The sequence below is a fragment of the Vibrio sp. 10N.222.55.C7 genome, from assembly GCF_041473335.1.
In the GTDB taxonomy this organism is placed as follows: domain Bacteria; phylum Pseudomonadota; class Gammaproteobacteria; order Enterobacterales; family Vibrionaceae; genus Vibrio; species Vibrio crassostreae_C.
On the sequence record NZ_JBFRSC010000019.1, the window covers coordinates 61681 to 73344 of the forward strand.

8 protein-coding genes, 1 pseudogene and 1 riboswitch are annotated in these 11664 nt (G+C 45.6%); of the genes and pseudogenes, 7 read left to right on the forward strand and 2 right to left on the reverse strand.

The window, feature by feature from the left end; translation table 11 throughout:
- Positions 1-333: 333 nt before the first annotated feature.
- Entirely contained in the window at positions 334-3810 is a 3477-nt protein-coding gene (gene recC, locus AB4482_RS06725; RefSeq protein WP_372180725.1) for an exodeoxyribonuclease V subunit gamma, read from the reverse strand.
- Between the two features lie 127 nt (positions 3811-3937).
- Complete coding sequence (locus AB4482_RS06730; protein ID WP_372180726.1) at positions 3938-4888, reverse strand: TDT family transporter; 951 nt, start codon at positions 4886-4888, stop codon at positions 3938-3940.
- Positions 4889-5096: 208 nt separating this feature from the next.
- On the opposite strand from AB4482_RS06730, the gene AB4482_RS06735 reads away from it, so the two are divergent.
- From AB4482_RS06735 to AB4482_RS06765, 7 genes and pseudogenes are all read left to right on the forward strand, one after another.
- Positions 5097-5993: a LysR family transcriptional regulator gene (locus AB4482_RS06735; RefSeq protein ID WP_372180727.1), complete on the forward strand. Its 897-nt coding sequence runs from the start codon at positions 5097-5099 to the stop codon at positions 5991-5993.
- A gap of 88 nt (positions 5994-6081) precedes the next feature.
- The gene (locus tag AB4482_RS06740) at positions 6082-6375 is read left to right on the forward strand and encodes a YebG family protein (protein ID WP_008223840.1); all 294 of its coding nucleotides are present in this window, start codon (positions 6082-6084) and stop codon (positions 6373-6375) included.
- 155 nt (positions 6376-6530) lie between these two features.
- Positions 6531-6615, forward strand: a riboswitch (Fluoride riboswitch).
- Between the two features lie 194 nt (positions 6616-6809).
- Positions 6810-7502, forward strand: a complete 693-nt coding sequence (locus AB4482_RS06745) for an iron-sulfur cluster assembly scaffold protein (protein WP_372180728.1) — start codon at positions 6810-6812, stop codon at positions 7500-7502.
- Between the two features lie 25 nt (positions 7503-7527).
- Positions 7528-8517, forward strand: coding sequence for a GGGtGRT protein (locus AB4482_RS06750; RefSeq protein ID WP_017071045.1), 990 nt, complete (start codon positions 7528-7530; stop codon positions 8515-8517).
- Positions 8518-8745: 228 nt separating this feature from the next.
- Positions 8746-9378 (forward strand): annotated as a pseudogene (locus AB4482_RS06755) (MarC family protein).
- 258 nt (positions 9379-9636) lie between these two features.
- Positions 9637-10668, forward strand: coding sequence for a 2,3,4,5-tetrahydropyridine-2,6-dicarboxylate N-succinyltransferase (gene dapD / locus AB4482_RS06760; protein ID WP_372180729.1), 1032 nt, complete (start codon positions 9637-9639; stop codon positions 10666-10668).
- A gap of 537 nt (positions 10669-11205) precedes the next feature.
- Entirely contained in the window at positions 11206-11556 is a 351-nt protein-coding gene (locus AB4482_RS06765; protein WP_017059884.1) for an EF-hand domain-containing protein, read from the forward strand.
- Positions 11557-11664 lie beyond the last annotated feature (108 nt).

An 11664-nucleotide genomic window follows, 5' to 3' on the forward strand; every position in this document is an offset into this window, starting at 1 on the left:
GCTGATTTGTTAATAGTTAGTGCGATCTCTCTCACGGATCAATTCGGATCGCCTCGCTACTATGCGCCCACGACTTCAGGAGCGCGTACGAGTTTTGTACTTTACGGCGTTACTTTGAACCACAGAATAATGGTCCCTCTGACCTGTGGCCGTACAGCGAACGCCCTACACTAATAATGATTTACTGGCGGCCACTTTATTTCCTGTACCTTGCTTCTATTCACCTTGATTCCCTTCATCTTGAAAGCAAGCGTACCAAACGCTTACCAGCGACTCTCTTTTGTCTTTCATTAATTCAGCGCACTCGCTATTGATCTTGTCGATCACAGCCACCTACTCCTGATCTTCCAGATCGGCAGCAGCCAACCTTGCCGCCTGTAGCACAAGCGTTGAATACATACGTGATTGAGCAGCCAGCTCATCGTCCCATTTAGGCCAGATTCGTGAGATGTAGGTATCTCTACCCTCGCCCGTGAAGGCGAAGCTGTCATTAAAGGTATCGGCCATTTTCTTGAGTGACTTTTCTTCATCATCGACCCACTTACCACGGCTAAAGCCCGCTTCAACACCAGCTAATGCCGTTTTCGGGAAGTATGGCAATGGTGCAGTCATACCTTGATAAAACAGTCGTACTAACTCAGCTAATATACTCTTCGCTTGCTGCGCATCGCCGATAGGTTGTAGCGTTTGGTGAACCACGCCCTCTTTTCTGTCATAGCCAATAATATGGGTCGTTTTTCCGTGTCCCATAACAGCGCAGGATAGATGATCAATCCACGCAGCCAAGTAATCTTGAGAGCGTATTTTGCCGCTACGGAAACGCACTAGACCTGATTGATAGTTTTGAGTTAACCACCCCATCAAGCGAACAGGCTTGCCTTCGCCTAACACGTCAAACTCGATATTCACTTCGAGATCTTGCTGCGGTGATCCGCTCACAAATCTAATCTCTTTGGCTAAATCTTCCGCTTGAACACGATTGGTTTCAAATTCGATGTCACCAAAGGCGCCGACCGGTAATCGACCTTGGGCTTTTTGCTCAGAGACAAACAGTCGCACCGCTTCGTCTGCACCTTCTGGGTGGTCCAGCAACACTTGCAGCAGCGCATCTTTAAGCTGGAAGCTTTCTAAGCCATTAAGCACGAACGGCTCGTCGTCTTCCATTACCGGAAGCGGTGGCTCAAACACGACTTTTAGACGGCGATTAAAGAAGTATTGCACCGGCAAACGCCAGAAACGCTGTAGCTCAACCAAATCGAGTTCTAACGGATAGCTCGCACCAAGCAAATAGTCATCCAAAGCGCGATTGAATTCACCACTGCGCTCACCAGAACGATTTGCCGCAGGAAGCCATTCTTTGGCGTAGCTCAATACATGACCTGCATCACCTTGCGTAAAGGCTGCTGGGCTAAATGGTGTCATGGTGTGTTCAAAGCTGATTGCTTGAGTCAGTTTGATACCAGAATCATCACTTGGTAACGCTTGATCTGCACTTAGGCAGTAGTTCTGGTGGCAGTACTCAATCAACTCAGAAACCAACACCGACGGTACTCGCTCAGTATTATCTTGAATCGAACGGCCGACATAGCTGATGTATAAACACTCTTGTGCTGACAGCATTGCTTCTAGGAATAGATAACGGTCATCATCACGACGAGAACGATCTCCCGGACGAGTGCGTCCGTTCATCAAATCAAAACCTTCCGGCGGCATTGAGCGTGGGTAAACACCGTCATTCATGCCTAATAGACAAACAGTTTTGAACGGGATAGAACGCATCGGCATCAGGGTACAAAAGTTCACTTGCCCCGCTAAGAAACGCTGACTGATACGCGCGCCCGACAGTTTATTGTTTAAGTACTGATAAATGATGCTTGGCGATAGCTCTTGTTCGTACAAGGCATCATCAAGCTGTTCATTCAGTTGAGAAAGTGCATCACGAATCGACTTAAGCACCACCTCGCCTTCTAGCTCAACGGCAAAGAAATCGTCAATCATTTGCAGCAAGGTTTCACGCCACATATCGATGGATTGCGTCTCAGTAAGGCGTTGACGGTAATGGGCAATACGGTCAATAAAGTGCGCTAACTTACCTGCAAGTTCAGCGTTAATGCCCTGAACTTCGTTATAAGCTGCAATTGGAGAGTGTTCGGTTTCAAACAGACCCGCAGAATCCGACATCGCATAACCCAATAACATTCGCTGGATACCAAATAGCCAGGTATTTTGCTCGGTGGCAGGCAAATCAAACTCAGTTGCGGTAGACGAATCGACACCCCAACGGATGCCTGCTTCTTCAACCCACTGCTTAGCTTGCTCGAATTGAAATTCATCAATGCCAAAGCGTGCCATCATCGCTGGGATTTCTAGTAGCTCTAACAACTCAGACGCTAAACAACGCGTATTCGGTAGCGCGACCAACTGCATGAACGCGGTCAGAATCGGGCTCTCTTGGTCTGCCGTTCGATCCGAGATCGAGTAAGGGATATAACGCTCACCCGGAGCATTACCAAATACCGCCTGAATCGCTGGGCTATAAGCATTAATGTCTGCCACCATCACAATGATATCGCGTGGTTTTAAGCTTGGATCAGCATCAAACATCGCTAACAACTGGTCATGGAGAACCTCCACCTCGCGCATTGGGCTGTGACAAGCGTGTACCGTCAACGAACGATCGCCCAGCTCAACCACTTGTTTGTGGTTGCTGGAGTCTAAGATGTGATCATCTTGGTGTTCTTCTAACTGGAGAATGTCGGCTTGCAGTTGATGCAGCAGGTTATCTCTCTCTACATCAATAAAGAACTCATGCTCTTCGCTGTCTGATTGAGATAGCAAGAACAGGTTATCTCTACCTAACTTACCCATAGATGCGAGTAAGCTATTGCCTACCGCTTGGCTGGTATGCAGTTCGTCTTCAATATTGGCTTCAATGCCATCTTTTAATGGTGAGACTTCGCCTTCTAGCTGAGGCAAGCCATCAATCAGAGCAAACTGCTTACGACGTTGCGCTTCCACTCTAGCCAAGTATTTACGGTCACGAATATCGCCCCAGTAATGTTGGCAAGGGTTGGTAAACATCAGGTGAACATCAATCTGCTCACCCAGCGCTTTCAAGGCATCCATGTAACGAGGAGGCAGCGACGATATACCAAACACAAACAGACGTTTCGGCAAGCGTTGTAGCTGACCTTGTTGGTTGGCTAGCGCTTCAATGAAGTCGTGGTACAGGTTACCACGGTGATATTTCGATTGGCCTTGAGACAGGGTTTGCTCGTAGAGTGCCTTCCACAAAATTGGCTGCCAAGGGTGCTCTTGCTGCCCTTCATCATCGACCAATTCAGCAACGGGCTCTCCCGCTTCCCACATCGCCATCCACTCCGGTCGATACACTAAGTATCCATCGAAGATATCGGCAATTTTCTCTGCCAATTGATACAGCTTCGAATCATCTTCGTCGTTTTCAAGATAGCGTTGCAGCGGTAAGAAATCAGGGTGGTCAAGCTTAGCGGGTAGCAAACTCATCAACTTCCACGTCATCGCTTCTTTATTAAAAGCACTGCGTTTCGGTACGTCAGGAAGCACTTGGGTGAACATATCCCAAATGAAAGTTGCTGGAAGAGGAAAATCGATATTTGCTGCTACACCAAACTCTTTGGCGAGTTCCATCTTAAGCCATTGAGACATGCCTGGGCTCTGAACCAAGATCTGCTCTTTTTCGAAAGGATTGGCTAAAGGGTCACTTTTAATTAAGTGAACGAGGAGGATTTTTAAAGTATCAACTTTATTGGAATGGTAAACAGTAAACAAAGTGCACTCACGCTAATCTTGCCACAATATAAAGCCAGATTAGCATAAGTGCTGAGTTTGGATTAGGAATATAAGCTTATGAAATACTGAAAACTTAAGCTCCGTTTATCTTTTGAACTATTGCTTCTTACAATCTACTGCCTACCGCGCTTAGAACACGGTGAGGTTTGTAGTTCATGTAGTAACGAACCGCCACATAACCTACTACAAACGTTGCCACAATCAATTCTAGATACGCTAGGCCAAACACTTGATTAATGTAATGCGCTTCAATACCTTGTGCTTGCATCCACGCAGCCAGTTTGAACAAGGCTGTTGCACCAATCACGATTGGGAAGGTAAACGCTGCATAACCAGGGCTAAATGGAAGACGAAGTAGTTTGAAAAACGCCATATAGATAATGAACGTCATCAACACTGCAATACCAAATAGTAAACCAATGATCACAGGTGAAGGGTTAGCAGTAACGGTTAAGTAACCCGCCAAAGATAGGCTTGCCGGTGCTGCCATAATCGCAATCGTTGGTTTTGCAGCATCTGGCACTTCGTGAGAGAAGATCAAACGGTAAACCATGATTGGTAGCATTACTGCGTAAACCAATAAGCCGAATACCAAAGTAGCGTTCGCTACAGGCTCTAAAACTGGATTACCAGAAAAAGAAACGTCTGCCACAATGATACCGATTGGCGGTACGAACCAGCTTGGCACCATGTGGTGAATCTCAAAGTTTTTAGCTCTGTGGTACAAAAAGCTCACTAAGAACACAACGTGTAGAGCAACCGCTGCAAGCCACATCGCTTCTTGTAAAAATTGAGAAATCGGCGCTAAAGATGCTGACACCACCATGCAGCCCATCGCAAATGTTGGTACCACACTCCCCACTACAGGGTGAGCAAGATCTTCACGCAATAAATGGCCATAAATCAAAAATTTCACAGCTAAAACAAGAAGTAATATCGCCGCGATACCCGCACTGATCCACTGCACTAAACCAGGAGTGTGTAAAATACCTTGTGCGACTAAAACGCCATCCCAGCACCAGCCTAAGCTTGCGATTGCTAGTGCTAACCCTGCCATGGGTGTTGGAGCTCCTGTTAATCTATATTTAATACGTTGAATCATGTCAGCCTCTCTTGAACTTAATTCACAAAACTTGTGAACTCATCAGCTTGTTGAAGCCATAATACGCTTGCGCTTCGTTAAACAATATCCAATTATATATAACAAGTGTTCATCAATACTGAACAGAATCCATTTTCACCAGCAGAGTAAAACTAGGAATCTGATGGCTAATATTTCAATAAAACAGCTCAAAGTGTTCGTCACTATTACTCAGCACTCGACATTGACTGCTGCCTCTGAGGCTCTGTTTCTGTCTAAAGCTGCGGTCAGCATGGCACTAGGCGAAATGGAGAAACAACTCGGCCACTCTCTATTTGACCGGGTCAACAACCGATTAATTCTCAACCAAGAGGGACATAAGTTACTTCCATTGGCGGATGAAATATTACATCGTGCTGCTGGTATTGATGTTTTGTTCCGTGATGATCAGCCTTTAAGTGGCAATCTAAAGGTCGGCGCGAGTGACACGATTGGTAATCAGGTCGCACCGTTTATTTTGTCAGGCTTTCGCGAACGAACTCAACATCAGGATCAAAGCTTGTTCATTTCAAACAGTGCACTGATCTGCCAAAAGTTGGTGGATTATGAACTGGATATCGCGCTAATTGAAGGAAAAACATTACACCCTGAACTCATTTCGAGTCAGTTTAGCAGCGATGAAATGTGCATTATTGTTAGTAATCAACATCCTCTCGTTGCCAAAGAAAAAGTGATTTTAAGCGATTTAGAAGACAGCCATTGGATTTTACGTGAATCAGGCTCAGGGACTCGCGAGTTTTTCCTTCGTACCGTCGCACCGCGCATCGAACATTGGTATGAATCTTTTGAACTCAACACCACAGAAGCAATCATCAACTCTGTTTCTGCCGGTCTTGGCTTTGCCTGTTTGTCTCGTTTAGCTGCTCAGCGAGCGATCGATTCAGGCCGAGTAAAAGCGCTTAATGTGCCACTTGATATGAAACGCCGATTCTGGATGCTGGTCCATAAAGACAAATATCAAAGCCCACTGCTGAAATCTTTCATGAGTTATTGTGAAGACTGGGCGGCACATCAAGATTGAGGCCGCATAGTACGGGCTCCAACTGGACTTTTAACATCAGAAACTGTATAAAAAGCCAGTAAAATTTATCAAACTTAGAGGATTAACCATGGCTGTTATCGTCAAGTACGTGGTGGAACGCAACGGAGAAGAGAAAATGACTTTTACCTCTAAAGCCGAAGCTGACGCATACGACAAAATGCTGGATATGGCTGATGAGCTTTTTGAACTGTTAGGCAAAAGCGATTTAGTTGAAGATGAAGGCAAGCAAGAAGAACTTGCAATGTACCTAGCGAAGAACAAAGAAGAAGTTCTTTACGCATTAGGTGCTAAGCGTAAGCCAGCTCCGAAAAAAGCTAAGAAGCTTGAAGCTGTTGAAGACGCAGAAGAAGATGCAGCTTAACTAGCTGATACCTTTCTAAAAAACGTCAATGACGCCTCTAATCAGAGTTCGTTATTGGCGTTTTTTTATACTTATCGAAATATAATGAAGCTTGTTTATAGTCGAAATCGCTCTAAACATTCGCTTGCATGAAAGTGTGAGGAAGATCTAATCTATAGCCATCAGGTGATGGGGTTCCACCTAAGCTTTTGCTTCAACCGCCCGTTCTTTCCGAACAGTGCTAATGACTCCTACAGAATCGAAAACAGGTAATACTGTTGGACGTATCGCTATTCCTCCATTTTGAAATGGACTTAGTCTATTAAGACCAAGTTCCATGACACCTTTGGATTATCGATACTCAAGATCTGTAGTGAATTAGCCGCACCTCTTCCAACACGTCCTGTTTTCTCAACGCCCTAGGCCTTAAATGGCTCTATAAGTGAGAAAACATTATGCACTACTCTTCAGAAATTCAATCAATGTGCCCTATTCAAAGGGGTGATCTTCACAATTCAGCTCCAATTCCAGTTGAAGGCGCAATGGTTAGCCCAAAAGATGTCATCGCTATTTCTGGCTTAAGCCACGGTGTTGGCACTTGTGCACCACAACAAGGTGCTGCAAAACTGACTCTTAACGTAAAAAACGGCATCATCGAAGAAGCATTAATCGAAACGATTGGTTGTTCAGGTATGACTCAATCTGCCGCGATGGCTGCGGAAATCCTCACCGGAAAAACCATTCTAGAAGCGCTGAATACTGACTTGGTATGTGACGCGATTAACGTCGCGATGCGCGAAATCTTCCTGCAGTTTGTTTACGGTCGAACTCAGTCTGCTTTCTCTGAAGGTGGCCTAGAGATCGGCGCAGCATTGGAAGACTTAGGTCAAACACAGCGTAGCCAAGTCGGCACCAGTTATTCAACCTCAGCGAAAGGCGTTCGTTACCTAGAACTTGCAGAAGGTTACGTAACTAAGCTTGCACTTGATGATCACAGCGAAGTGATTGGCTATGAATATCTCAACCTCGGCACAATGATGAAGGCGATTAACCAAGGCGTACCAGCGAATGAAGCTGCTGACCTTGCGACAGGGACTTATGGTCGCTTCGACGAAGCCGTGACCACCATTAACCCACGCCAACAATAATTTTTGCCAATAAAAGAGGAAAGATATGATGAACACTCAATTTAATGAATCAGTAACTCGCGTATTGGCAGAAATGAACTTCGACTCGTTGGAGCAAGCAAACCAATACTGTTTATCACATAATGTCGACCCAAAAGCATTAGTGATGGACACTCAACCTATCGCATTTAAAAGCGCAGCTGACGCTTACACTCTTGGTGCAGCATTGGCTCTGTTCCGTAAAGCGAACAACGCAGAACAAGCAGCGAATATCATTGGTGAAGGCCTTCAAGCATTCACAAAACCCGGCAGTGTTGCGGAGCAACGCCAAGTCGGTATCGGCCATGGCGCACTGGCTGCTCGCCTTCTCAATGAAGAGAGCCACTGCTTTGCTTTCCTTGCAGGCCATGAGTCTTTTGCTGCTGCAGAAGGTGCGATCAAGATTGCACTGAACGTGAACAAATCACGGAAAACACCATTGAAAGTTATCTTGAACGGTCTAGGTAAAGATGCCGCTTACCTAATCTCTCGCATCAATGGCTTTACTTATGTTCGCACTCAATTTGATTACCAAACGGGTGAGCTAGTTGAAACAGAACGTCGCCGCTTCTCACAAGGCCCTCGTGGCGAGATCTTGTGTTACGGCGCTGATGATGTACGTGAAGGTGTAGCGATCATGCACAGAGAAGAAGTGGATGTGAGTATCACGGGTAACTCAACCAACCCAACACGCTTCCAACACCCTGTTGCTGGTATCTACAAAGCAGAACGCACTCGCCAAGGTTTGCCATACTTCTCAGTTGCTTCAGGTGGCGGTACAGGTCGAACATTGCACCCAGATAACGTAGCAGCAGGCCCAGCGTCTTACGGCATGACCGATACCATGGGCAGAATGCACGCTGATGCTCAGTTCGCAGGTAGCTCTTCAGTTCCTGCTCACGTGGCGATGATGGGCTTCATCGGCATGGGCAACAACCCAATGGTCGGAGCGACGGTTGCATTGGCTGTGGCAGTGAGTGAATCTCAACACGCATAACGACAAAGTGAGTCCCACAATCTGCCTGTTATGTAGAGTCTGTTAGTTGAGAATCAAGCAATAACGGACGACTAAAACTCTACACCTATCACTAAAACCAAACAGCCAGCCTTATGCTGGCTGTTTTTTATTCACACTTGCTCTACTATCTATTTCTAATAATTATTTGTATCTAAGATTAAATACATTCTGCTGTCGTATTTAACTACATATTTTCAAAGGAATAATATGAAAGAGCTCATCATTCATACCATTACCGTGTTCATGGGCTTTTTTGCCATCATGAACCCTATCGCCAACACACCGATCTTTCTTTGATTAACAGGTGATAATGATAGGGAAACGGTCAAGTCCATCGCTTTCCGCTCAGTGTTCATCGCCTTCATCATCGTCAGCACCTTTGCTGTCTCGGGTAAACTCATCTTCGACCTCTTTGGTATCACGCTTTACGCGCTTCGTATCACCGGCGGGATCCTCGTGTTCTTGATTGGCTTTCATATGCTGCAAGGTGACTCAACACACTCTAAAGCAAAAGAGAAGGTCAACTCAGACGCTCAACAAGATGCGGCGCTCAGTATCGCCGTCTCGCCACTGGCAATGCCAATATTAGCCGGACCGGGCACCATTGCCACCGCGATGAACTTTGCCAGCACCGAAGGCATCTACGAAACCATCGTCGCCTTTGGCCTACTATGCGCCTTAACCTACGTATTGTTTGTATTTGGCGAGCGCTTCGTTAAAGCCGTTGGACCAAGCGCACTGAACGTGATTACTCGAATGATGGGGTTGATACTCGCGGTAATCGGTATGCAGATGTTGATTGAAGGGATTGAGCAAGCTTATAAGGCACTGTTTATCTAAAGAGGGGATTCACAGGAGAATGTTGATTAACGCACCAATCAATTTGTGTTGATCTGCAGTGTTTTCTCATTGCAGAAAACTATCTCTCAAAAGACAAGCAATATCATTTTACAGACTTTATCCCGATACGCCCTTTCATAACGAGGGCGCTCTCTTTATGATGAACGCAATTAAATTAACTTTGCTAACGGCAGCGCTTGTTATTCGAGCCGTTGTTTTGGAATAGCAAAATCAAGACTCAACACATGGAGATTCAACATGGCTTATTTTTCACTAGCCTTCGGTACGGCAACCAAAAATCGCGACAATAAAATCATTGAAGCGTTCTTCCCTAACCCGCTTCTAAACCCAAGCGACGCTCTTGTAGCAGCTGTAGCTGAAGTGTCAGGTTACGCTGAAGGCAACCAAGCTATCGAAATCTCTGCTGCACAAAGCGTAGAACTGGCGAAAGCATTCGCAGCAAACGATGATGCAGCTAACGCATCTTTCGCAGAAAAAGCGGCAGCGTCTGAACAGCCACTTGTTCTTGTTGTTCTTGCTACTGACGAGAAGCCAGCATCAGTTGCTGAAGGCTTCCTAAAGCTACAACTTATCTCTAACCGCCTAGTACAACCACACGGTACGGTACTGGACGGCATCTTCGGTCTACTGCACAACATCGCATGGACAAACGAAGGCCCTATCGACCTACCTGAGCTGGCTGAGCGTCAAATCGAAGCTCGCCTTGCAGGTCGTGCTCTGTCTGTAGATTGCGTAGACAAGTTCCCTAAAATGGTGGACTACGTAGTACCAACAGGTATTCGTATTGCTGACACTTCTCGTGTTCGTCTTGGCGCACACGTAGGCGAAGGCACAACAGTAATGCACGAAGGTTTCATCAACTTCAATGCTGGTACAACTGGCGTGAGCATGGTTGAAGGTCGTATCTCTGCGGGTGTTGTTGTAGGTAACGGTTCAGACATCGGCGGCGGCGCTTCTATCATGGGTACTCTGTCTGGTGGCGGTACTATGGTTATCTCTATCGGCGAAAACTGCCTACTAGGCGCAAACGCTGGTCTTGGCTTCCCTATGGGCGACCGTTGTACGGTTGAGTCTGGTCTTTACGTGACTGCGGGTACTAAGGTTCGCATGTTAGATAAAGAAGGCAACGAAGTAGAGATCATTAAAGCTCGCGATCTAGCTGGCGTTTCTGATCTTCTGTTCCGTCGTAACTCAATCACTGGCCAAATTGAATGTCTTGCGAACAAGTCTGCTGTTGAGCTAAACAGCGAACTACACAGCAACAACTAATCTAAGCGCTAGATGCTAGATGCTAGATGCTAGATGCTAGATGCTAGATGCTAGAAAATAATAAGCCGCTGGGGTTCAATCCAGCGGCTTTTTTGTATGTTCTGGGAATCATTATTGCCCCACTACCAGTCAGAGTTAACAGAATGTTAACATGCATTTGCCCTACTAAAAGTAATCCCTTGTCTGTTGGATATTTGCAAGGCAAACTGCTGGGCAAAAGTTCGAAAACACTCTGAATGTCTAAAAATCGCCATATTTTTCGAAACTAGGGATTTTATATCATTGGCTTTTCGGTTTCGGTTTCGGTGGCTGAAAGTTTGGGATAATTTGAAAACCATTTGGACATAGCTATGCCTGTACTCTTACCATAGTACTAGCGGCAGAAGTTTCATAATTTCTGTTGCGCTGCGCTTACAAACCGATAAGAACATAAATCGATATCTACTTAGCCATCTTTACATACCTTTACATCACATGACGTTATCTTACTTACATTAGTATATTCTTAAGTAGTGAAACAAAGAGAAGGAAAACGTCATGAAAATCAAAAGCACGATAATCGCGTTACTCGGTATCGTTATTGCCTTCGGAGCAATGGCTGGTGGAATGAATAAAGGCATGAATAACAATATGTCACGCCCAGTATTTTCACAGTTTGATCTCGATGGTGATGGCAAGATAACCGAAGCCGAGTTCAATCAAGCACGCTCAGAACGTATTGCCCAGCGAGCAGAAGAGGGACGTACGTTGAAAAATATCAATCAAAGCCACAGTTTTGCTTCGTTAGATAGCAACGCGGATCGCGCTATCTCTCAACAAGAGTTTAATGCTCATCAAGGCATGGTGAACCCCAAAAATACCATGGGCAAAGGCAAAAACAATCAGTAGCTCAATTCAATCAGGCCTCCATTTGTGAGGCCTGACTTATTTTGAGATCAAGGAAGCAAATCCGCTTATGTTGGTGTGCTACCTTTTGCTTAAGGAAAAGCTAATATA